The sequence below is a fragment of the Streptomyces sp. NPDC101165 genome (genome assembly GCF_044768135.1).
Lineage (GTDB): Bacteria > Actinomycetota > Actinomycetes > Streptomycetales > Streptomycetaceae > Streptomyces.
On sequence record NZ_JBIWPG010000036.1, the window covers coordinates 50,180 to 70,265 of the forward strand.

The 20,086-nt window shown below is 70.1% G+C and carries 21 protein-coding genes and 1 riboswitch; of the genes, 10 read left to right on the forward strand and 11 right to left on the reverse strand.

Annotated features, from left to right (window positions below; genetic code table 11):
• Nucleotides 1–13 precede the first annotated feature (13 nt).
• From sdhA to ACIRVH_RS44685, 7 genes are all read left to right on the forward strand, one after another.
• The gene (gene sdhA, locus ACIRVH_RS44655) at nucleotides 14–1,768 is read left to right on the forward strand and encodes a succinate dehydrogenase flavoprotein subunit (protein WP_403966260.1); all 1,755 of its coding nucleotides are present in this window, start codon (nucleotides 14–16) and stop codon (nucleotides 1,766–1,768) included.
• Nucleotides 1,768–2,529: a succinate dehydrogenase iron-sulfur subunit gene (locus ACIRVH_RS44660; protein WP_393467902.1), complete on the forward strand. Its 762-nt coding sequence runs from the start codon at nucleotides 1,768–1,770 to the stop codon at nucleotides 2,527–2,529. The genes sdhA and ACIRVH_RS44660 overlap by 1 nt, the downstream gene beginning before the upstream one ends.
• A gap of 133 nt (nucleotides 2,530–2,662) precedes the next feature.
• On the forward strand, nucleotides 2,663–3,262 hold the full coding sequence (locus ACIRVH_RS44665) for a hypothetical protein (RefSeq protein WP_403966265.1): 600 nt from the start codon (nucleotides 2,663–2,665) through the stop codon (nucleotides 3,260–3,262).
• 89 nt (nucleotides 3,263–3,351) lie between these two features.
• Complete coding sequence (locus tag ACIRVH_RS44670) at nucleotides 3,352–3,762, forward strand: VOC family protein (protein ID WP_403966268.1); 411 nt, start codon at nucleotides 3,352–3,354, stop codon at nucleotides 3,760–3,762.
• A 107-nt stretch (nucleotides 3,763–3,869) separates the two neighbouring features.
• Complete coding sequence (locus tag ACIRVH_RS44675; protein WP_403966271.1) at nucleotides 3,870–4,277, forward strand: hypothetical protein; 408 nt, start codon at nucleotides 3,870–3,872, stop codon at nucleotides 4,275–4,277.
• 5 nt (nucleotides 4,278–4,282) lie between these two features.
• Entirely contained in the window at nucleotides 4,283–4,843 is a 561-nt protein-coding gene (locus ACIRVH_RS44680) for a thiol-disulfide oxidoreductase DCC family protein (RefSeq protein ID WP_403966330.1), read from the forward strand.
• A 9-nt stretch (nucleotides 4,844–4,852) separates the two neighbouring features.
• Nucleotides 4,853–5,599: a TetR/AcrR family transcriptional regulator gene (locus ACIRVH_RS44685; protein WP_403966274.1), complete on the forward strand. Its 747-nt coding sequence runs from the start codon at nucleotides 4,853–4,855 to the stop codon at nucleotides 5,597–5,599.
• Here the strand turns inward: ACIRVH_RS44685 and ACIRVH_RS44690 are convergent, their stop codons facing one another.
• From ACIRVH_RS44690 to ACIRVH_RS44700, 3 genes are all read right to left on the reverse strand, one after another.
• Nucleotides 5,600–7,144 carry an ABC transporter substrate-binding protein gene (locus tag ACIRVH_RS44690; RefSeq protein ID WP_403966277.1) on the reverse strand — a complete coding sequence of 515 codons (1,545 nt, stop codon included), beginning with the start codon at nucleotides 7,142–7,144 and terminating at the stop codon, nucleotides 5,600–5,602.
• 211 nt (nucleotides 7,145–7,355) lie between these two features.
• Entirely contained in the window at nucleotides 7,356–8,633 is a 1,278-nt protein-coding gene (locus ACIRVH_RS44695) for a metallophosphoesterase (RefSeq protein ID WP_403966280.1), read from the reverse strand.
• Between the two features lie 16 nt (nucleotides 8,634–8,649).
• Nucleotides 8,650–8,889 carry an SCO4848 family membrane protein gene (locus tag ACIRVH_RS44700; protein ID WP_403966283.1) on the reverse strand — a complete coding sequence of 80 codons (240 nt, stop codon included), beginning with the start codon at nucleotides 8,887–8,889 and terminating at the stop codon, nucleotides 8,650–8,652.
• A gap of 91 nt (nucleotides 8,890–8,980) precedes the next feature.
• Between ACIRVH_RS44700 and ACIRVH_RS44705 the strand changes: the two genes are divergently transcribed.
• Entirely contained in the window at nucleotides 8,981–10,216 is a 1,236-nt protein-coding gene (locus ACIRVH_RS44705) for a D-alanyl-D-alanine carboxypeptidase family protein (RefSeq protein WP_403966286.1), read from the forward strand.
• On the opposite strand, the gene ACIRVH_RS44710 is transcribed toward ACIRVH_RS44705, so the two are convergent.
• Nucleotides 10,164–11,081: a YihY/virulence factor BrkB family protein gene (locus tag ACIRVH_RS44710; RefSeq protein ID WP_403966289.1), complete on the reverse strand. Its 918-nt coding sequence runs from the start codon at nucleotides 11,079–11,081 to the stop codon at nucleotides 10,164–10,166. The genes ACIRVH_RS44705 and ACIRVH_RS44710 overlap by 53 nt on opposite strands.
• An 85-nt stretch (nucleotides 11,082–11,166) precedes the next feature.
• On the opposite strand from ACIRVH_RS44710, the gene ACIRVH_RS44715 reads away from it, so the two are divergent.
• Nucleotides 11,167–11,922: a decaprenylphospho-beta-D-erythro-pentofuranosid-2-ulose 2-reductase gene (locus ACIRVH_RS44715; protein ID WP_403966292.1), complete on the forward strand. Its 756-nt coding sequence runs from the start codon at nucleotides 11,167–11,169 to the stop codon at nucleotides 11,920–11,922.
• A gap of 78 nt (nucleotides 11,923–12,000) precedes the next feature.
• On the opposite strand, the gene ACIRVH_RS44720 is transcribed toward ACIRVH_RS44715, so the two are convergent.
• From ACIRVH_RS44720 to ACIRVH_RS44730, 3 genes are all read right to left on the reverse strand, one after another.
• Nucleotides 12,001–12,576: a 2'-5' RNA ligase family protein gene (locus tag ACIRVH_RS44720; RefSeq protein WP_403966295.1), complete on the reverse strand. Its 576-nt coding sequence runs from the start codon at nucleotides 12,574–12,576 to the stop codon at nucleotides 12,001–12,003.
• A gap of 193 nt (nucleotides 12,577–12,769) precedes the next feature.
• On the reverse strand, nucleotides 12,770–13,786 hold the full coding sequence (gene trpS, locus ACIRVH_RS44725) for a tryptophan--tRNA ligase (protein ID WP_403966298.1): 1,017 nt from the start codon (nucleotides 13,784–13,786) through the stop codon (nucleotides 12,770–12,772).
• Between the two features lie 97 nt (nucleotides 13,787–13,883).
• Nucleotides 13,884–15,332 (reverse strand): glycine hydroxymethyltransferase, encoded by a 1,449-nt coding sequence (locus tag ACIRVH_RS44730; protein ID WP_403966301.1) that lies wholly within the window; start codon nucleotides 15,330–15,332, stop codon nucleotides 13,884–13,886.
• A 32-nt stretch (nucleotides 15,333–15,364) separates the two neighbouring features.
• Nucleotides 15,365–15,456, reverse strand: a riboswitch (ZMP/ZTP riboswitch).
• 100 nt (nucleotides 15,457–15,556) lie between these two features.
• Here ACIRVH_RS44730 and rocD point away from each other — a divergent pair.
• Complete coding sequence (gene rocD, locus ACIRVH_RS44735; RefSeq protein ID WP_403966303.1) at nucleotides 15,557–16,762, forward strand: ornithine--oxo-acid transaminase; 1,206 nt, start codon at nucleotides 15,557–15,559, stop codon at nucleotides 16,760–16,762.
• Here rocD and ACIRVH_RS44740 read toward each other — a convergent pair.
• The 4 genes from ACIRVH_RS44740 to ACIRVH_RS44755 form a co-directional block, all read right to left on the reverse strand.
• Entirely contained in the window at nucleotides 16,759–17,943 is a 1,185-nt protein-coding gene (locus tag ACIRVH_RS44740) for a glutathionylspermidine synthase family protein (protein WP_403966306.1), read from the reverse strand. The genes rocD and ACIRVH_RS44740 overlap by 4 nt on opposite strands.
• A gap of 14 nt (nucleotides 17,944–17,957) precedes the next feature.
• Nucleotides 17,958–18,311: a hypothetical protein gene (locus ACIRVH_RS44745; protein ID WP_403966309.1), complete on the reverse strand. Its 354-nt coding sequence runs from the start codon at nucleotides 18,309–18,311 to the stop codon at nucleotides 17,958–17,960.
• 266 nt (nucleotides 18,312–18,577) lie between these two features.
• Nucleotides 18,578–19,567: a DUF1648 domain-containing protein gene (locus ACIRVH_RS44750; RefSeq protein WP_403966312.1), complete on the reverse strand. Its 990-nt coding sequence runs from the start codon at nucleotides 19,565–19,567 to the stop codon at nucleotides 18,578–18,580.
• Nucleotides 19,564–19,911, reverse strand: a complete 348-nt coding sequence (locus ACIRVH_RS44755) for a GntR family transcriptional regulator (protein WP_403966315.1) — start codon at nucleotides 19,909–19,911, stop codon at nucleotides 19,564–19,566. Before ACIRVH_RS44755 ends, ACIRVH_RS44750 begins: the two co-directional genes overlap by 4 nt.
• Nucleotides 19,912–20,086 lie beyond the last annotated feature (175 nt).

The following is a 20,086-nucleotide window of genomic DNA, read 5'->3' on the forward strand; positions in this document are numbered from 1 at the left end:
GGCTGCGAGAATCATGAAGATCCACAAGTACGACACCGTCATCGTCGGCGCCGGCGGCGCGGGCATGCGCGCCGCCATCGAGTCGACGAAGCGCAGCCGCACCGCGGTCCTGACCAAGCTCTACCCCACCCGCTCCCACACGGGCGCCGCGCAGGGCGGCATGGCCGCCGCGCTGGCCAACGTGGAAGAGGACAACTGGGAGTGGCACACCTTCGACACGGTCAAGGGCGGTGACTACCTGGTCGACCAGGACGCCGCCGAGATCCTGGCGAAGGAGGCCATCGACGCCGTCCTCGACCTGGAGAAGATGGGCCTGCCGTTCAACCGGACGCCCAACGGGACGATCGACCAGCGCCGGTTCGGCGGTCACTCCCGCAACCACGGCGAGGCCCCGGTCCGCCGGTCCTGCTACGCCGCGGACCGCACCGGCCACATGATCCTCCAGACGCTGTACCAGAACTGCGTCAAGGAGGGCGTGGAGTTCTTCAACGAGTTCTACGTCCTGGACCAGCTGATCACCGAGGTCGACGGCGTCAAGAGGTCGGCCGGTGTGGTGGCGTACGAGCTGGCCACCGGCGAGATCCACATCTTCCAGGCGAAGGCGGTCATCTACGCCTCCGGCGGCACCGGCAAGTTCTTCAAGGTGACGTCGAACGCCCACACGCTGACCGGTGACGGCCAGGCCGCCGTCTACCGCCGCGGTCTGCCGCTGGAGGACATGGAGTTCTTCCAGTTCCACCCGACCGGCATCTGGCGCATGGGCATCCTGCTGACGGAGGGCGCCCGTGGTGAGGGCGGCATCCTCCGCAACAAGGACGGCGAGCGCTTCATGGAGAAGTACGCGCCGGTCATGAAGGACCTCGCGTCCCGTGACGTCGTCTCGCGCTCCATCTACACGGAGATCCGCGAGGGCCGCGGCTGCGGTCCCGAGGGCGACCACGTCTACCTCGACCTCACGCACCTCCCGCCGGAGCAGCTGGACGCCAAGCTCCCGGACATCACGGAGTTCGCGCGCACCTACCTCGGCATCGAGCCCTACACGGACCCGATCCCGATCCAGCCGACCGCGCACTACGCGATGGGCGGCATCCCGACCAACGTCGAGGGTGAGGTCCTGTCGGACAACACCACCGTCGTCCCGGGTCTGTACGCGGCCGGCGAGGTCGCCTGCGTGTCCGTGCACGGTGCCAACCGCCTCGGCACCAACTCGCTGCTGGACATCAACGTGTTCGGCCGCCGCGCGGGCATCGCCGCCGCCGAGTACTCCCACACGGCCGACTTCGTCGAGCTGCCGGAGAACCCGGAGGCCCTCGTCGTCGAGCAGATCGAGCAGCTGCGCAACTCCACCGGCAACGAGCGGGTCGCCCAGATCCGTCGCGAGCTGCAGGAGACCATGGACGCCAACGTCATGGTGTTCCGCACCGAGCAGACGATCAAGACCGCGGTCGAGAAGATCGCCGAGCTGCGCGAGCGCTACAAGAACGTGGCGATCCAGGACAAGGGCAAGCGGTTCAACACGGACCTGCTGGAGGCCATCGAGCTGGGCAACCTGCTCGAGCTGGCCGAGGTCATGGCGGTGTCGGCGCTGGCCCGCAAGGAGTCCCGCGGCGGTCACTACCGCGAGGACTACCCGAACCGCGACGACGTCAACTTCATGCGCCACACGATGGCGTACCGCGAGGTCGGCGCCGACGGCTCGGAAACCGTCCGTCTCGACTACAAGCCGGTCGTCCAGACCCGCTACCAGCCGATGGAGCGTAAGTACTGATGGCAACTCCTGTTCTGGACAAGGTGGAGGCGGAGGCCGCGGCCTCTCCCTACATCACCGTCACCTTCCGGGTCCGCCGCTTCAACCCGGAGGTCTCGGCCGAGGCGACGTGGGAAGACTTCCAGCTGGAAATCGACCCGAAGGAGCGTGTCCTCGACGGTCTCCACAAGATCAAGTGGGACGTCGACGGCACCCTCACCTTCCGCCGTTCCTGCGCGCACGGCATCTGCGGCTCGGACGCGATGCGGATCAACGGCAAGAACCGCCTTGCGTGCAAGACGCTGATCAAGGACATCAACCCCGAGAAGCCGATCACGGTCGAGCCCATCAAGGGCCTCACGGTCCTGAAGGACCTGGTCGTGGACATGGAGCCGTTCTTCCAGGCGTACCGGGACGTGATGCCCTTCCTGATCACGAAGGACACCAACGAGCCGACGCGTGAGCGTCTGCAGTCCGCCGAGGACCGTGAGCGCTTCGACGACACGACGAAGTGCATCCTCTGCGCCGCCTGCACGTCCTCCTGCCCGGTGTTCTGGAACGACGGCCAGTACTTCGGTCCGGCCGCGATCGTGAACGCCCACCGCTTCATCTTCGACAGCCGTGACGAGGCGGCCGAGCAGCGCCTGGAGATCCTCAACGACCGCGACGGCGTGTGGCGTTGCCGCACGACCTTCAACTGCACGGACGCCTGCCCGCGCGGTATCGAGGTCACGAAGGCGATCGCCGAGGTGAAGAAGGCACTGATCACGCGTCGCTTCTGATCCGCCCTCGCCCAGGGCGAGTTGGGCCCCGTCTCCGGTTCCGCCGGGGGTGGGGCCCTTTGCCTGTCCCGGACCGGGAACTGACAGGATGATCCTTCCATCCACACAGCGCCGAGCAGGGGGACGAGACAGCATGACCCAGCCGAATCCGCAGACCGGCGGGAACCCGCAGTGGGGCCCGGCCGGGAACCCCCCGGCGCCGCCTGCCCAGCCCCCGGGTATCCCCCCGCAGCCACCGGGGACGCCGGCCTACGGTTACCCGGCCCAGCCGCAGGGCGCGCCCGGATACGGCTACCCCGCGCCCGCGGGGCAGGGCTACGGCTTCCCGCACCAGCCGGCTGCCCCGGCCGTTCCGGGCGCTCCTGGCGCTCCCGCGCCGATGGGCGGCGCCCCGCTGCTGACCATCGGGGACATCACGGTGACGGGCGGACAGATCATCACTCCGGCCGGGCAGTTGCCGTTGCGGGGCGCGGTGTGGAACGCCACCGACATGTCGCACACCGAGGAGACGATGCCGACGCACGCCATCGTGCTCGCCATCGTCTTCTTCCTGTTCTGCCTGCTCGGCCTGCTGTTCCTCCTGATGAAGGAGAAGAAGACCACGGGCTACATCCAGGTCACCGTGACCAGCGCGGGCCGGCACCACTCCACGATGATCCCGGCACACGGCCCGGACTCCTTCCCCGCCGTCATGGGCCAGATCAACTACGCCCGCTCGCTGAGCAGCATGTAGACCCGCCCCACCCTTCCGGAGGAGCCCCGCCGAATCCGCTTCGGTGGGGCTCCTCGCATCTTGTCGGGCTTAGTGCCTAATCTGACGACATGTCAGACGAAGAGTCGTACGAACTGCTCGGGTTCGACAACGTACTGCTGCCCGTCGGGGACCTCGGCGAGGCCGTCGGGTTCTACGAGCGAGCCGGGTTCGCCGTCGGGTTCCGGTTCGACGAGGCCGGGATCGCACTGCTGAAGGTCGGCGGCGAGACCCCCGGGATTCTGCTGCGCGTCGAGGACGGGCTGGGGCACCGGACGCCGCTCTGGCCCTCGCCGCGCCTGTGGCTGGAGGTGCCGGACGCGCGGGCCGCCGCGCGGGAGCTGGCCGCCGCCGGAATCCCGCCGCTGGACGAGGTGTTCCCGGTGGCCACCGGCTGGACCGTCGAGATCGCCGATCCCTGGGGAAACGTCCTGGGCTTCACCGACTACAGCAAGCGGCGAGCCCTGGGCCGCAGGAGCTGAGACGAGGGTCTCCCCGCACTCCCACCCATTGAGTTGAACATGTTCAAAAGCAGGGCTACAGTCATGCCTGTCAGCGTTTTGAACGCGTTCAAGAAGGGGTGGGGCGCATGGACCGCATCGTCATCGCCTATGTCATCTACCTGGTCGTCAGCATCTCGCTGACCGTCTGGGTGGCCCGCACGCTCAGCCACAACGGCCGGGTCTTCCTCGCCGACGTGCTGCACGGCAACGAGAAGCTCGCCGACGCCGTCAACCACCTCCTGGTGGTCGGCTTCTACCTCGTCAACCTCGGCTTCGTGGCCCTGTTCCTGACCGACAACAGCGACGTCGGCGACACCCGGGCCATCTTCGAAGTGCTGTCGGTCAAGCTCGGCGTGGTGCTGCTGGTGCTCGGCGCGATGCACCTGGGCAACGTGTACGTGCTCAACAAGATCCGGCGGCGCGGGATCATGGAGCGCGAGCAGCAGCCTCCGGTGAACCCGCAGGGCTGGATGCCGCCGACGGTCGGGGCGTGACGGCCATGACCGCCACGGACGGCCGGGGCACCACGGGCGTCCCGGTCCGCCGTCTCACCGTCCTGTACGACGCCGAATGCGCCCTCTGCACCCACCTGCGCAACTGGCTGGTACGGCAGCCGCAGCTGGTGCCGCTGGAGCTGGTGCCGGCCGGATCCGCCGAGGCCCGCAGGCGCTACCCGGGGCTCGACCACGCCGCCACCCTCGACGAGATCACCGTGATCGGCGACTCCGGCCAGGTCTACCAGGCCTCCCGGGCCTGGATCGTCGTCCTGTGGGCCCTGCGCGAACACCGCCCGCTCGCCCACAAGCTGAGCACCCCGGCCGGGGCCAAGCTGGCCCGGGGCGCGGCGCTGGCGGCCGCAAAGTGGCGGGGTGCGCTGTGGGGCGGCGCGCAGCGAGGCGGTGCGCAGTGGGGCGGTGCGCAGTGGGGCGGTGCGCAGTGGGGCGGTGCGCAGTGGGGCGGGCAGTCCTACCGGGGTGCGGACGGGTGGTCGTACCACCCGGGCACGGGCTGGAGTTACAACCCGCCGTCCTGTTCAGACGGTACCTGCCCGACTGGTTAGGCTCCTCCCGTGCCCGCGAAGAACGACGGCCCCGAGGCCGGCTCCCCGACCAAGTCCGAGCAGACCCGCGCCCTGATCCTGGAGACCGCCATGCGGATGTTCCAGGAGCGGGGCTACGACAAGACGACCATGCGGGCCATCGCCACGGAGGCCGGGGTCTCCGTGGGCAACGCCTACTACTACTTCGCGGGCAAGGAGCACCTGATCCAGGGCTTCTACGACCGGATCGCCGCCGAACACCAGGTGGCGGTCCGGGAGGTCCTGGACCGGGAGACCGACCTGGAGGCACGGCTCGCGGGAGTGCTGACCGCATGGCTGGACATCGCCAAGCCGTACCACGAGTTCGCGGTGCAGTTCTTCAAGAACGCCGCCGACCCCGACAGCCCGCTCAGCCCCTTCTCGCCGGAGAGCGAGCACGCCCGCGAGCAGGCCATCAGCGTCCACCGCGAGGTGCTGGCCGGCTCCAAGTCCAAGGTCGCGCCCGAACTCCGGGACGTGCTCCCGGAGCTGATGTGGCTCTCCCAGATGGGCCTCGTCCTGTACTGGGTGTTCGACCGCACCGAGGGACGCGAGCGCAGCTACCGGCTGGCACGCCGGGGCGCACGGCTGACCGCACGCGGGGTCGCCCTGGCCCGCTTCCGGGTGCTGCGTCCCCTGGTGCTCGAAGTCCACGAACTGTTCACGGACTTCCTGCCGGGGATGACGAAGGCACTGCCGGATCCGGGGGCCAGGGCGCGCCGCGACGAGACGGGCTGATCAGATCCACTGCAGACGCCACAGGCGGAAGACGCCCGTGCCGTCCGTGAGGTACTGGCCGCCGCCGACGTCCTCGGTGCTGACCACGTACTCCTTGCGCTGCCACAGCGGGATCAGCGGCACGTCGGTCGCCACGTCCGACTGGATGTCATGGAAGTCGTTCACGGCCCGTGTGCGGTCGGCGTACTGCTGGCTGTCCAGGATGAGGTGGTCGACGACCTTGTTGCTGTAGCCGGTGGCCATGGTGGAGCCGGTGGCGACCAGCGGGGAGCCGAAGGTGTCCGGGTCGGGATAGTCGGCCACCCAGCCGACCGCCCACGCGTCCATCTTCCCGGCGGCCCAGCGCTTCTGGAAGTCGGTCCACTCGTAGCCCTGGACGTCCACCTTGAACAGGCCGCCCGTCTCCAGCTGCTTCTTCAGCTCCGCGGCCTCCTCCTCGCCCGCACCCCGGTTCTTGCCGTAGCCGAACGTGAAGTGCACCGGCAGGGTCACCCCGGCCTGGGTGAGCAGCTCCCGCGCCTTCTGGGTGCTCTGCGTCGGGTAGTCGTCGAAGAAGGAGGTGGTGTGGCCGGTGATGCCGGTCGGGATCAGCGAGTACAGCGGGTCGACCGTGCCCTCGTACACCTTGGCGGCCAGCTTCTCGCGGTTGACCAGCCAGGCCAGTGCGCGGCGCACGCGCACGTCGTGCAGCGGCGAGTTCGCGCGGGTGTTGAGGTAGAGGTTGCGGGTCTCGGCGCTGTCGGACTCCGTGACGCGGTTGTTCGGGTCGCTCGGGTTCAGCCGGGACAGCACGCTCGGCGGCAGCGTCCGGGTGGCGACGTCGATCTGCTTGTCCTGCCAGGCGCTGTTGAGCTGGTCGGAGTCGGTGTAGTAGCGCAGCTCGATCGGGCGGCCGGTACCGCTCAGGTAGCCCCGGTAGTTCCCGTACGGGTCGAGGTCGGCCTTCTTGTCCTTCGTGTACGAGGTCAGTGTGTACGGGCCGGTGCCGTCGACGCCGTCGTCCTTGCGCAGCGCGGTGGCCGGGTACTTGTCCTTGTCGACGATGGAACCGGCGCCCGTGGCGACCTTCAGCGGGAAGGTGGCGTCCGGGGACGACAGATGGAAGGTGACCGTCGTCGCGCTGTCGGCGGTCACCGAGCCGAGCGTGGAGAACAGCGACGCCGGGCCGACGGGGGCATCGATCTTCTTGACCCGCTCGAAGGAGTACCGGACGTCCTCGGCGGTCATCTTGCGCCCGCTCGGGAAGGTGATGTCGTCGCGCAGCCGGCACTGGTACGTCTTCAGCCCGCTGCCCACGAAGTCGCAGCTCTTCGCGGCGTCCGGGATCGGCTCGACACCACCCGGCTCGAAGGTCAGCAGCGTCTGGAAGACGTTGCTGAACAGGGCCCAGGAACCGGCGTCGTACGCGCCCGCTGGGTCCAGTGAGGTGATGGCGTCGGTCGTACCGACCGAGATCGTCTTGTTCTTGTCCGATTGCGACGGCAGCAACTGCCAACCGCCGATTCCCACGACGGCGAGTACGAGCAGCGTCACGAGAATGCGCATGCGAACAGATCGCATGGTGGTGCCCTCCCCAGGCCCTCCAGGGCCCTACCCCTGGCCAGCACAATTTCGCCACTCCCCTAAGCGGCGCGGCTCACCTAATCACAGGACTTTCACCTGGGGGAAGGGCTTTCTGACCAGATGTGGAAGAACTTACCGAGACGTTGTCCCGTGGACCTTCACAGCGCCTTCACAGGGGTGGGGGGAGTTTTGGTCACGCACGCGTCGCGGCCAGCTCGATCACTGTCACGTCCGACGGCGCCCCCACACGCGTGGGCGGACCCCACGCGCCCGCACCCCGGCTGACGTACAGCTGGGTGTCGCCGTACCGGTCGAGACCGGCCACGGTCGGGTTGGCCGCGGCAGCGACGAGGTTGCCGGGCCAGAGCTGGCCGCCGTGGGTGTGGCCGGAGAGCTGGAGGTCGACGTCGTACCGGACGGCCTCGTGGATCTGCACCGGCTGATGCGCGAGGAGCACGCAGGCGCGTGCCGGGTCCCGGTCCCCGAGCGCCTTCCGGAAGTCCGGGCCCTGGCCCTCGCTCTCGCCCTGGAGGTCGTTCACGCCGGCCAGGTCGAAGTACGGCAGCTCGGTGCGGGCGTTCTCCAGCGGGTGCAGGCCGAGTGTGCGCACCTCGGCGACCCACTGCTCGGCGCCGGAGAAGTACTCGTGGTTGCCGGTGACGAAGAACGCCCCGTGCCGGGCGCTGAGCTGGGCGAGGGGCGCGGCGGCCGGGCCGAGGTCCTTGACGCTGCCGTCCACCAGATCGCCGACGACCGCGATCAGATCGGGCCGGGTGGCGTTGACGGTGTCGACGACCCGCTGCGCGAAGCCGCGGCCCAGGACGGGGCCGAGGTGGATGTCGCTGACGACGGCGATCCGGAAGCCGTGTGCGGCGCGCGGCAGTTTGGCGAGCGGGACGGTGACCCGCTTCACCCGGGGCCCGCGCAGGACGCCGTAGGTGCCGTAGCCGACGGTCCCTGCGGCAGCGGCGGCTGCGGCTCCGCCGATGACGCGGGAGACGACCAGCCGGCGGGTGGGGTTCCGTGCCGCGGGTTCCCGGGTCGGTTCCGGTGCTGCGGTGGGCGTACCGGGGGGCTCCGTCTCCTGAATCCCCGGCATATGCCCGGCCGTCACCCGAGTCTGTCGGCTGGGAACTGGCGCCACGGGGTGCCGCCGTTCCAGGACGCGTCTCAGCAGCGGCCGTACCGCCTCGCCCGCCACCACCGCCAGCAGCAGGTACAGCGCCAGCGCCATCCACAGGAAGCCGGGCCAGGCCAGGGTGCGCTGGAGCCAGAAGGGGGCACCGGAGCGTTCGGCGACCAGGGCCGTGATCATCAGGAGCGGGCCGGCGACGAAGACCGCCGTGCCGGCGCGGCGGGCGAGGCCCGGGCCGCGGGTCGTGTCGCGGACCAGGCGGCGCCACACGTACCAGTGCCCCAGCACCAGGACGGCCAGGACGACCAACGCGACAAGGACGAAGACGATGACCACGCTGCCGAGTCCCCCGCTATGACATCCGGCGCAGTGCGCGCAGTCCGCGCAACCCGATGACCCCGATGACCGTCCCCAATACGAAGGAGACGACCGCCAGCAGCAGGTGCACCCAGAAGTACGCGGTCGGGTGACCGTCGTCGAAGGCGAGACCGCTGGCGTCCTTGACCAGGTTCTTGACGAAAGTGACCCAGATGATCCAGCTCCACACCCCGAAGGCGAGCAGGAACCAGGAGACCGGGCGGCTGAGCTTCATGGACTCAGTATCGCCGTTCGATGTCCGGTTCCGTGTCCGGGGTGGGGTGCGCGGCGGGACTTCGGGGCCCGTGCCAGGTACGTTCAGGGCCGTGCCCGCACCGAAGAAGACCGTCAGGCGATCCCTGCTGGTCACCACCGCCACGCTGCTGTCCCTCCCCGTCACCGCGCCCGCCGCGCTCGCGGCCCCGACCCCGTCGACGAGCCCGACGGCCAAGCCCCCGGCGCAGATGTCGCAGGTCGGCGGAGCCCGGCTCGGGCTGCCCGGGACGCAGGTGAACCTCGCCGCCGGCGTGCCCGTGCTCCCCAAGGACCTCACCGCCCGCTCCTGGATCATCTCCGACGCCGAGTCCGGCGATGTCCTCGCCGCGCACAACGCGCACTGGCGGCTGCCCCCGGCGAGCACCCTGAAGATGCTGTTCGCCGACACCGTGCTGCCGAGGTTCCCGAAGACGACCGAGCACAAGGTGGTGCCGAACGACCTGGCCGGCATGGGCGTCGGCTCCAGCGTGGTCGGGATAAAGGAGGGCCGCACCTACACCGTCCACGATCTGTGGCTCGGCGTCTTCCTGCGCTCGGGCAACGACGCCGTGCACGTGCTGTCCGCGATGAACGGCGGCGTCGCGCAGACCGTCCGGGACATGCAGGACCACGCCGACGAGCTGCAGGCCATGGACACGCACGTGGTCAGCCCGGACGGCTACGACGAGCCGGGGCAGCTGTCGTCGGCGTACGACCTGACGCTGTTCGCCCGCTCCGGGCTGCAGAAGAAGGACTTCCGCGACTACTGCTCGACGGTGCGGGCGAAGTTCGGGTCCGGCGAGATCCAGAACACCAACCGGCTGCTGAGCGGCGACACCGACGTGCCCGTCTACCAGGGCATCGCCGGGGTGAAGAACGGCAACACCACCAACGCGGGCGCCACCTTCACCGGTGTCGCCGAGCGGAACGGCCGGGTGCTGCTGGTCACGGCGATGAACCCGGAGAAGCACGAGCACAACGAGGTCTACAAGGAGACGGCGAAGCTGTTCGACTGGGGCTTCAAGGCGGCCGGCAAGGTCAGCCCGGTGGGCGAGCTGGTCCCGCCGAAGAGCGCCGCGCAGTCCACCCCGAGCCCCGGCGCCACCGCCTCGGCCGGCGCGGCGGGGACGACCGGCGGGTCCGGCTCGAAGCCGGTGGCGAGCGCCACCGCCGCGGGCGGCTCCAGCGGCGTCGGGATCGCCCTGGCCGTCGCCGGCGGGCTGCTGGTGCTGCTCGGCGGCGGGGCGTTCCTGGTCAACCGCCGTTGGCCGCTGCCGGACCTGATGCGCCGTCGGACGCGGTCCTGACGTCCTCCACGCCGCTCTCCTCGCTCTGCGTCGCCGTCCAGGCGGCGCAGAACAGGAGGAGTTTCGCGGTGAAGTTGATCCACAGCAGCAGCGCCACGGGGACGCCGAACGCGCCGTACATGCTCTTCGCGGCGACTCCCTGGATGTAGCCGCTGAGCAGCACCTTCAGCAGTTCGAAGCCGACCGCGCCGAGGAGCGCGGCCTCCAACAGGCGGCGGCGCGGCGGTTCGACGCCGGGCAGCAGGGTCAGGACGTAGAGCAGGAGCAGGAAGTCGGCGAGCACGGCGACGGTGAACGCGGCGATCCGCAGCAGGACGGCGCCCCAGCCCGCCCGCTCGATGCCGAGGTGGTCGGTGGTCCAGCCCACCAGCGCGGAGGTGACGGTGGAGATGGCGAGCGTGGCGAGGAGGGCTCCGCCGAGGCCGACCAGGATGCCCGCGTCCTTGACCTTGGCCAGGACCGGGTTCCCTGTTCTGTCGGGCAGCTCCCACACCACGCGCAGGCACTCGCGCATCTGGCCGACCCAGCCCATGCCGATGAACAGCAGCACGGCACCGGCGATGACTCCGATCGTACCGGCGTTCTGCACCAGGGAGTTGATGTCCAGCTGGTCGGCGATGCCGGGGACCTGGTCGGCGATCTTGTTCTGCAGGTTCTTCTGCTGCGACTGGCTGAGCGTGGCGGCGGCGATCGCGGCGATCAGCGTCAGCAGCGGGAACAGCGCGACGAAGCTGATGAAGGTCATCGCGGCGGCCAGCCGTGTCCACTTCACCCGGTCCAGCCGCTCGTACGCCTGCCACGCGTGCGTGGTCATCAGCCAGGTGACGATCGGCCCGATCCCCGGGAGCTTCTTCAGCCAGTCCATGATCGGACTGTGCCCGCTCCGAGTGGACGTCAACACCGCGTTTCTTCACCAGAACGGACATATACGGGCGATACGGTCGGCTGTCATGAAGGACGCCACCGCTCTGCCCCAGTCCCTGCTCATCCTCGGCGGCACGTCCGAGATCGCGCTGGCCACCGCCCGCCGGCTGATCGCCCGCCGCACCCGCACCGTCTGGCTGGCCGGCCGGCCCTCGCCCGACCTGGACCGGGCCGCCGAGCATCTGCGTGCCCTGGGCGCCGACGTCCGCACCGTCGCCTTCGACGCCCTCGACCCCGAGTCCCACGAGGCGGCCCTCGGCAAGGTCTTCGCCGAGGGGCACATCGACCTGGTGCTGCTCGCGTTCGGCATCCTCGGCGACCAGGCCCACGACGAGCGTGAGCCTCTGCGCGCGGTCCGGGTCGCCCAGACCAACTACACCGGCGCCGTGTCGGCGAGCCTGGTCGCGGCCCGCGCCCTCCAGACCCAGGGCCACGGCTCCCTGGTGGTCCTCTCCTCCGCCGCCGGCGAACGGGCCCGCCGCGCCGACTTCATCTACGGCTCCAGCAAGGCCGGCCTCGACGCCTTCGCCCAGGGCCTCGGCGACGCGCTCTACGGCACCGGCGTGCACGTCATGGTCGTACGCCCCGGATTCGTCCGTACCCGTATGACGGCGGACCTGCCCGCGGCCCCGCTCGCCACCACCCCCGAGGCGGTCGCCACGGCCGTCGAACTGGGCCTGCGCCGCGGCTCGGAGACGGTGTGGGTGCCGGGCGCGCTCCGGCTGGTGATGACGGCTCTACGGCACACACCGCGGGCATTGTTCCGACGGCTGCCGATCTAGTGCCCCGGCAGGCAATGTTGGCCCGTCAAGGAGCGGCGTCCGGTGCGTGCTCTCGTGCGGCGAGAGTGCGTGCCGGCCCTACGACACTGCGCTACGGTCCACACCGCGGAGGGCCTGCGGGGGCACCACGGATCCGCCGAACGTGTACTCCCGCAGCTTGCGCCACACGTCGTCGGCGCCCTGCTCGTACAGGGCGAACCCGGTGCACGGCCACTCGGCCTCGAAGCCGGCCAGTTCGGTGAAGGCGCGGTCCATGGACGCCTCGTCGATGCCGTGCGCGACCGTGACATGCGGGTGGTACGGGAACTGCAGCTCGCGCGCCATCGGACCCGAGGCGTCCCGCACCCGCTGCTGCAGCCAGCCGCAGGCCTCGGCACCCTGCGCGACACGCACGTACACGACCGGCGACAGGGGCCGGAAGGTACCGGTCCCGCACAGCCGCATCGGGAACGGCCGGCCGGCCGCCGCGACCTGCGTGAGGTGCGCCTCGACCGCCCCCAGATCGGCCGCCTCCACCTCGGTCGGCGGCAGCAGGGTGACATGCGTGGGGATGCCGTGAGCCGCGGCGTCGCCGAAGCCCGCGCGCAGCTCCTGGAGCAGGCTGCCGTGAGGCTCCGGGACCGCGATCGACACGCCGATCGTTACGGTCCCCACGTCGTCTCCTGTCGTCGCGTGATGTTGTCCGGCGGTCTTCGCCGCCGTCTTCGCCGCCGTCTTCGTCCGGGCCGTCGGCTACCGACTGTACGGCCACGGATGTCCTGTGGGCAGGCGCAGTGGAAGTGATGTGCAGCGCTCTGCCCGGTCGGGCGTGTGTACGGTCGTGCGCCTCAGCGCCCGATCGTGCTTCTCAGTGCTTCGCCGACAGGAAACCCACCCGGTCGTACGCCTGCGCAAGCGTCTCCGCGGCGACGGCACGTGCCTTCTCCGCACCCTTGGCGAGGATCGAGTCGAGCGTCTCGGAGTCGTCCAGATACTGCTGGGTGCGCTCCCGGAACGGCGTCACGAACTCGACCATGACCTCGGCGAGGTCCGTCTTGAGCGCGCCGTACATCTTGCCCTCGTAGTCCTGCTCCAGCTCGGCGATCGACTTGCCGGTGAGCGTGGAGTAGATGGTGAGGAGGTTCGACACGCCCGGCTTGCTCTCCGCGTCGTAGCGGATCACGGTGTCGGTGTCGGTGACGGCGCTCTTGACCTTCTTGGCCGTCGCCTTCGGCTCGTCGAGCAGGTTGATCAGGCCCTTCGGCGTGGACGCCGACTTGCTCATCTTGATCGACGGGTCCTGGAGGTCGTAGATCTTCGCCGTCTCCTTGAGGATGTACGGCGACGGGATCACGAACGTGTCGCCGAACCGGCCGTTGAAACGCTCGGCGAGGTCGCGGGTCAGCTCGATGTGCTGGCGCTGGTCCTCGCCGACCGGCACCTCGTTGGCCTGGTACAGCAGGATGTCCGCGACCTGCAGGATCGGGTACGTGAACAGGCCGACGGAGGCACGCTCGGCGCCCTGCTTGGCGGACTTGTCCTTGAACTGGGTCATCCGGCTGGCCTCGCCGAAGCCGGTGAGGCAGTTCATGATCCAGGCGAGCTGGGCGTGCTCGGGCACATGGCTCTGCACGAAGAGGGTGCAGCGGTCGGGGTCGAGACCGGCGGCCAGCAGCTGAGCCGCGGCCAGGCGGGTGTTGGCGCGCAGGTCCTTCGGGTCCTGCGGGACCGTGATCGCGTGCAGGTCGACGACCATGTAGAAGGCGTCGTGGGACTCCTGCAGGGCCACCCACTGGCGGACGGCGCCGAGGTAGTTGCCGAGGTGGAACGAGCCGGCGGTGGGCTGGATGCCGGAGAGCACGCGAGGTTGGTCAGCGGAAGCCATGTTTTTTATTGTCGCAGAGGGATCGGGGGGTTCGGTGCGTGGGGAACTGCGGGCCGTTTGTGGTTGCTCGCGCAGTTCCCCACGCCCCTGGGTATCTCTAGCCAAGGTCGATTTCAGGGTAGAGCGGGAACGCCGCCACCAGGTCCGTTGCCCTCTGTGCGATTTCCTGGGACACCTTCTCGTCCAGGACGTGGGCCGCCTTGGACGGGGCTCCCGACTTGGTGGTGCCCGGCTCGGTGGTGGTGAGGACGCGGTCGATCAGGCCGGCGACCTCGTCCATCTCCGCGGTGCCGAGGCCCCGGGTGGTCAGGGCGGGGGTGCCGATGCGGATGCCGGAGGTGTACCAGGCGCCGTTCGGGTCGGCCGGGATGGCGTTGCGGTTGGTGACGATGCCGGACTCGAGCAGCGCCGCCTCGGCCTGGCGGCCGGTGAGGCCGTAGGAGGTGGCCACGTCGATCAGGTTCAGGTGGTTGTCCGTGCCGCCGGTGACCAGGGTGGCGCCGCGCTTCATCAGGCCCTCGGCGAGGGCGCGCGAGTTGTCGACGATGCGCTGGGCGTAGTCCTGGAACGAGGGCTGACGGGCCTCGGCGAGGGCGACGGCCTTCGCGGCCATGACGTGCGGGAGCGGGCCGCCGAGCACCATCGGGCAGCCGCGGTCGACCTGGTCCTTCAGGGAGTCGTCGCACAGGACCATGCCGCCGCGCGGGCCGCGCAGGGACTTGTGGGTGGTCGTGGTGACGATCTGGGCGTGCGGGACCGGGTCGAAGTCGCCGGTCAGGACCTTGCCGGCGACCAGACCGGCGAAGTGGGCCATGTCGACCATCAGGGTCGCGCCGACCTCGTCGGCGATCTCGCGCATGATCCGGAAGTTCACCAGACGGGGGTACGCCGAGTAGCCCGCGACGATGATCAGCGGCTTGAACTCGCGAGCCTGGGCGCGCAGCGCCTCGTAGTCGATCAGGCCCGTGGCCGGGTCGGTGCCGTAGGAGCGCTGATCGAACATCTTGCCCGAGATGTTCGGGCGGAAGCCGTGGGTGAGGTGGCCGCCGGCGTCCAGGGACATGCCGAGCATGCGCTGGTTGCCGAAGGCCTGGCGGAGCTCGGCCCAGTCGGCCTCGGAGAGGTCGTTGACCTGGCGGGCGCCGGTCTTCTCCAGGAACGGGACCTCCACGCGGTCCGCGAGCACGGCCCAGAAGGCGACGAGGTTGGCGTCGATGCCGGAGTGCGGCTGGACGTAGGCGTGCCGGGCGCCGAAGAGCGCCTTGGCATGCTCGGCGGCCAGGGACTCCACCGTGTCGACGTTGCGGCAGCCGGCGTAGAAGCGGCGGCCGATGGTGCCCTCGGCGTACTTGTCGCTGAACCAGTTGCCCATCGCCAGCAGGGTGGCCGGGGAGGCGTAGTTCTCGGAGGCGATCAGCTTCAGCATCTCGCGCTGGTCGGTCACCTCCTGGCCGATGGCGTCCGCGACCCGCGGCTCGACGGCACGGATCACGTCGAGGGCGGCGCGGAAGGCGGTGGACTCGGTCGACAGGGGCTGCTCTGGCATGGGGACCTCCGGACGGCGTGCGTACAGCGTTCACGTTCGGCCCAGGCGCACGGCACTCTTTTCCCGCTCGGGCCGCTCCCCGATGGTCGGTCCCATCCCTAGCGCGCCAGTCACGGCCCGCTGATCAGCCTACCGGGCGCGCCGGATCGCGCAGGTCCCGCGTCCACCATGCGAGCGAGGATAAGAAGGGGGTGCATCCGACTCTCTGGCCCTTTGGAGTTCCCGTGAACGCTACGGAGACGCTCATCGCCGCCGCCGACGCCCACAGTGCGCACAACTACCACCCGCTGCCGGTGGTCGTGGCCACCGCGGAGGGGGCCTGGATGACGGATGTCGAGGGGCGGCGCTACCTCGACCTGCTGGCCGGGTACTCGGCACTGAACTTCGGCCACGGCCACCCGCAGCTGGTGGAGGCGGCCAGGGCACAGCTGGAGCGGGTGACGCTGACGTCGCGGGCGTTCCACCACGACCGGTTCGCCGCGTTCTGCACCGAGCTGGCCGCGCTGTGCGGCATGCAGATGGTGCTGCCGATGAACACCGGCGTCGAGGCGGTGGAGACCGCGGTGAAGACCGCCCGGAAGTGGGGGTACCGGATCAAGGGGGTGCCCGCCGAGATGGCGAAGATCGTGGTCGCGAGCGGCAACTTCCACGGCCGTACGACGACGGTCATCAGCTTCTCCACCGACGCCGAGGCGCGGGCGGACTTCGGGCCGTACACGCCGGGCTTCCAGATCGTGCCGTACGGCGACCTGACCGCGATGCGGGAGGCGCTCACCGAGAACACGGTCGCGGTGCTGCTCGAACCGATCCAGGGCGAGTCGGGGGTGATCGTCCCGCCGGCCGGCTATCTGCCAGCGGTGCGGGAGCTGACCCGGCAGCGGGACGTGCTGTTCATCGCCGACGAGGTCCAGTCGGGGCTGGGCCGGACCGGGCGGACCTTCGCGTGCGAGCACGAGGGGGTCGCGCCGGACATGTACGTGCTGGGGAAGGCGCTGGGCGGCGGGATCGTGCCGGTGTCGGCGGTGGTGTCGAGCACCGAGGTGCTCGGAGTGTTCGGGCCGGGTGAGCACGGATCGACGTTCGGCGGGAACCCCCTGGCGTGTGCGGTGGCGCTGGAGGTGATCAGGATGCTGCGGACGGGCGAGTACCAGGCGCGGTCCGCCGAGCTCGGCGAGCATCTGCACCGGGAGCTGGGCGCCCTGCTCGGCACCGGCAAGGTCACAGCGGTCCGCGGGCGGGGGCTGTGGGCCGGGGTCGACGTCGCGCCGAGGGTCGGGACGGGCCGGCAGGTGTCCGAGCGGCTGATGGACCGGGGTGTCCTGGTGAAGGACACCCACGGTGCGACGGTCCGGATCGCGCCGCCGTTGGTGATCAGCAAGGAGGACCTGGACTGGGGGCTCGAACAGCTGCGGGCGGTGCTGGCCGGCTAAAGGATCACGTGCGGCAGGAAGCGGGCGTACTCGTCGGTGATCAGGCCCGAGGACTCGCGCAGGCCGAGGCCGGCCGGCTCGTCCCGGACGACCCAGGCGCCGAGGACGAGGTGGTTGCCGTCGAGGGCGGGCAGCGGGGCGAGCTGCTGGTAGCAGCAGGGCTCGTCCCGGGTGACGGCCGGGGCGCCGGGCTCGTGCACGGTCACGCCCGCGCCCTCGCGGCCCAGCAGCGGCTTGGCGACATAGCCCGTCGACCCGGCCAGCTCGCGCGGGCCGTCCAGGTAGGCGGGCAGCAGGTTCGGGTGGCCGGGGTACAGCTCCCAGAGGATCGCCAGCAGGGCCTTGTTGCTCAGGAGCATCTTCCAGGCGGGTTCGATCCACAGGGTGCTGCCGGTGCCGCCGCCGTTGTCCAGGGTGTCGAGGACATGCCCTGCGAAGGCGTCGGTGGTGAGCCACTCCCACGGATAGAGCTTGAAGATGCTGCGGATGAAACGGAGCCCGTTGTCCACGAAGCGGCCGGAGAGGGTGTCCCAGCCGATCTCCTCCATGGAGATCCAGTCGGTGGCGAGGCCGGCCTGTTCGGCGGTCTCCTTCAGGTAGGCGACCGTCATCAGGTCCTCGCCGAGTTCGTCGGCGGAGGAGTGCGCGAAGTGCAGCGGACTGCCCGGCGGGAGCAGCGCGGCCTGCTCGCGCCAGGCGTCGACCAGGCGCTCGTGCAGTGAGTTCCACTGGTCGGCGCCGGGGAAGCGTTCCTCCATCCAGAACCACTGGGGGGAGGCGGCCTCGACCAGGGAGGTCGGGGTGTCGGCGTTGTACTCCAGGAGCTTCGCCGGGCCGGTGCCGTCGTAGCGCAGGTCGAAGCGGCCGTAGAGGGAGGGGAGTTCGGCGCGGCGCCGCCAGGCCTCGGTGACGGCCTCGGCGACCCGCGGGTCGGTGATGCCGAGGTCGGCGAGGCGGTCCTCGGCCACGATGTGTTCGGCGGCCGCGAGGCACATGCGGTGCAGTTCCTCGACGGTCTCCTCCAGCGCCTCGACCTCGTCCAGGGTGAAGACGTAGTAGGCACTCTCGTCCCAGTAGGGGCGCAGCGAGCCGTCGGGGTGGCGGGTCAGGGGGTAGACGAGCCCCTGCTCCTCGACGGTCTGCTGCCAGCCGGGGCGGGGGGTGGTCGTACGGCGTTCCATGGGGCGTTTCCTCGTCAGCCGCCGGAGCTGCCGTGGCCGCCGCCGAAGCCGCCACGGTGCACGCCGCCGTGCGAGCCGCCCGAGCTCGAATGCGAGCCGGAGCCCTTGCTCGGCTTGGTGAAGGAGCCGCCGCTCACCCAGGAGCCCTTCTTCTTGCCGCCGTAGTACCAGGCGCCGTCGACGAAGGCCTTGGTGGACTTGCAGTTCTTGTCGGAGACGATCTTGTAGCCCTTGGTCAGCCGGTAGCTGTCGCGGTCGACGCAGCGCTTGTCCGGGGCGGAGGAGCAGGCGGTCAGGGCGGTGGCCAGCAGGCCCATGCCGCCGAGCAGAACGGTTCCGGAGCGAAGGCGTCGGCGTGCGGTGTCCATGCTGGTGTCTCCCCCGTTGACTGGCCTGTTTTCGGCGGTCAGCCTAGAGAACGGTAAGAGCGGCCACCGAGGCGGGTCACCGGATCGCCCTCCCCCTGACGTCACTTCGTGGACTTTGGGATGGTGTGCGCTGCGCCGTGGAGCACGGTGGTCGTGCGGAGGAACGGGCGGCTTCCGCTGCCCCGGCCTCGGGCGAGCCGATGGGCCACGAGGTGATCGACTGCCAGGGCGAGCACGAAGCCGTGGCCAGATTCAGCCGCGCCGAGTCATATTGCGTTAAGAAGAGCCGCACCACGCTCCGCGTCATCGATACTGACGGCGAATTCCCTGCCCTTTCCCCGGGTCCGGATGACGAGGCATTCTCCGCTCCGCAGCATGACCGTGGTGCCGAGACCACTGAGCCGGTAACCCCAGCCTCCGACCTGTGCGGGGGTGCGGTTCTCGGCGCGGGCCGACTCGATGTCCTCGGCCGGCCAGCGCCGGGCGGGCCAGCCGAGCGGCCCGAACGCCACTTCCAGGCCGCGCTCCGATGCGCGTGCCTGCACGGTGGCGCAGCCGGCCAAGGCCAGGGACGTGAACGCGAACGGAGCGAACAGCGCCCACAACGGGCCGGCGGTGGCGAGGCCGCTGACCAGAGCGACGAGGGCCGCCACCGCCACCAGGCCGGCCACTGCCGCCAGCAGGTGGAGCCAGGGATTGGTGACGCGGGAGAACCACACCAGGCGCTGCCCGCGCGGGATCTCCAGAACCGGCCCGGAGGGCTCCTGCGTGGCGGGCGCGACGGAGGCCGCCACGCGCGAGTTGAGCAGCCATCCGACGACTCCGGCGGCGACGGCCGCCCCGGCGAGCGTCACGACGATCCACGCCGTTGGCTGGCGGGCCTGGTGCCAGTCCGCGTGATCCAGGTTCGCGCGGACGACGGACGCCTGCGCGCCGCCGAGGAGGATGCCCCCCGACAGCAGCGCGGCGGCGGTCCACGCCCGCGTCGTCCTGCGCGCAGGGTCTCCGGCCCGCCGCTGGGCCACGAACACGATCGCGGTCAGGGCCAGCCAGATCAGGGCCGGAAAGAGGGATGCCGCCCAGAGGGGCATGGACCCGTCCGGGGTGTCCTGCCCGGACCCCCAGTGGGTGGCCAGGCGGTCCGGCAGCCGCCCGTGGGCGGCCCAGGGCAGGGCGGCGATCAACCCGGCCGCACCCACTGCCCACACCCCGGCACCCCAGCGCGCACCGCGCTCGGTCCTTGTGCCGTCGTTCACGGTATCCCCCTGATCATCTCGATGAGATCGGTCCTGCTGTAGCCCAGTCGCGCCGCCTCGGTCACCAGCGCGTGCACCTGGTCCAGAAGTCCGGAGCGCTCGTCGGCACCTTCCGTCACGGTCACGCCCCGGCCTCTGCGGAACTCCAGCAGTCCGTCGTCCCGGAGGCTGCGCAGCCCCCTGAGGACGGTGTTGACGTTGACGTCCAGTGCCTGGGAGAGGTCGCGTGCCGACGGCAGGCGGTCTCCCGGCCGGCACTCGCCCTCGGCGATGGCACGCCGGATGGCCCCTGCCACCTGCTCGTGCAGGGGGCGGATGTCTCTCTTGTCCAAACGCAGCAACATGGTGCTATTGAAGATAGCACCATGTGCATCAGGCGGGCAGGGTGCGGGGATGGCTGAGCCCGCGCCGATGTGACCGCTGAACTAGGGGCTGTGTGATGTTGTGATCAGCCAGTTGCCTTCAGGAGGAGGTCGTTGATCCAGATCATCGAGGCACGCAGGTGGAGGCCGGCGAGGT

Excerpts from the sequence above, each read along its gene's own strand:
- ACIRVH_RS44660 (WP_393467902.1), top strand. The coding sequence starts at position 1,768 with ATGGCAACTCCTGTTCTGGACAAGGTGGAGGCGGAGGCCGCGGCCTCT.
- sdhA (WP_403966260.1), top strand. The coding sequence starts at position 14 with ATGAAGATCCACAAGTACGACACCGTCATCGTCGGCGCCGGCGGCGCG.
- ACIRVH_RS44690 (WP_403966277.1), bottom strand. The coding sequence starts at position 7,144 with ATGCGCATTCTCGTGACGCTGCTCGTACTCGCCGTCGTGGGAATCGGC.
- ACIRVH_RS44665 (WP_403966265.1), top strand. The coding sequence starts at position 2,663 with ATGACCCAGCCGAATCCGCAGACCGGCGGGAACCCGCAGTGGGGCCCG.
- trpS (WP_403966298.1), bottom strand. The coding sequence starts at position 13,786 with ATGGCTTCCGCTGACCAACCTCGCGTGCTCTCCGGCATCCAGCCCACC.
- ACIRVH_RS44745 (WP_403966309.1), bottom strand. The coding sequence starts at position 18,311 with ATGGACACCGCACGCCGACGCCTTCGCTCCGGAACCGTTCTGCTCGGC.
- ACIRVH_RS44715 (WP_403966292.1), top strand. The coding sequence starts at position 11,167 with ATGAAGGACGCCACCGCTCTGCCCCAGTCCCTGCTCATCCTCGGCGGC.
- ACIRVH_RS44670 (WP_403966268.1), top strand. The coding sequence starts at position 3,352 with ATGTCAGACGAAGAGTCGTACGAACTGCTCGGGTTCGACAACGTACTG.
- ACIRVH_RS44680 (WP_403966330.1), top strand. The coding sequence starts at position 4,283 with ATGACCGCCACGGACGGCCGGGGCACCACGGGCGTCCCGGTCCGCCGT.
- ACIRVH_RS44700 (WP_403966283.1), bottom strand. The coding sequence starts at position 8,889 with ATGAAGCTCAGCCGCCCGGTCTCCTGGTTCCTGCTCGCCTTCGGGGTG.
- ACIRVH_RS44675 (WP_403966271.1), top strand. The coding sequence starts at position 3,870 with ATGGACCGCATCGTCATCGCCTATGTCATCTACCTGGTCGTCAGCATC.
- ACIRVH_RS44730 (WP_403966301.1), bottom strand. The coding sequence starts at position 15,332 with ATGCCAGAGCAGCCCCTGTCGACCGAGTCCACCGCCTTCCGCGCCGCC.
- ACIRVH_RS44740 (WP_403966306.1), bottom strand. The coding sequence starts at position 17,943 with ATGGAACGCCGTACGACCACCCCCCGCCCCGGCTGGCAGCAGACCGTC.
- ACIRVH_RS44755 (WP_403966315.1), bottom strand. The coding sequence starts at position 19,911 with ATGTTGCTGCGTTTGGACAAGAGAGACATCCGCCCCCTGCACGAGCAG.
- ACIRVH_RS44710 (WP_403966289.1), bottom strand. The coding sequence starts at position 11,081 with ATGGACTGGCTGAAGAAGCTCCCGGGGATCGGGCCGATCGTCACCTGG.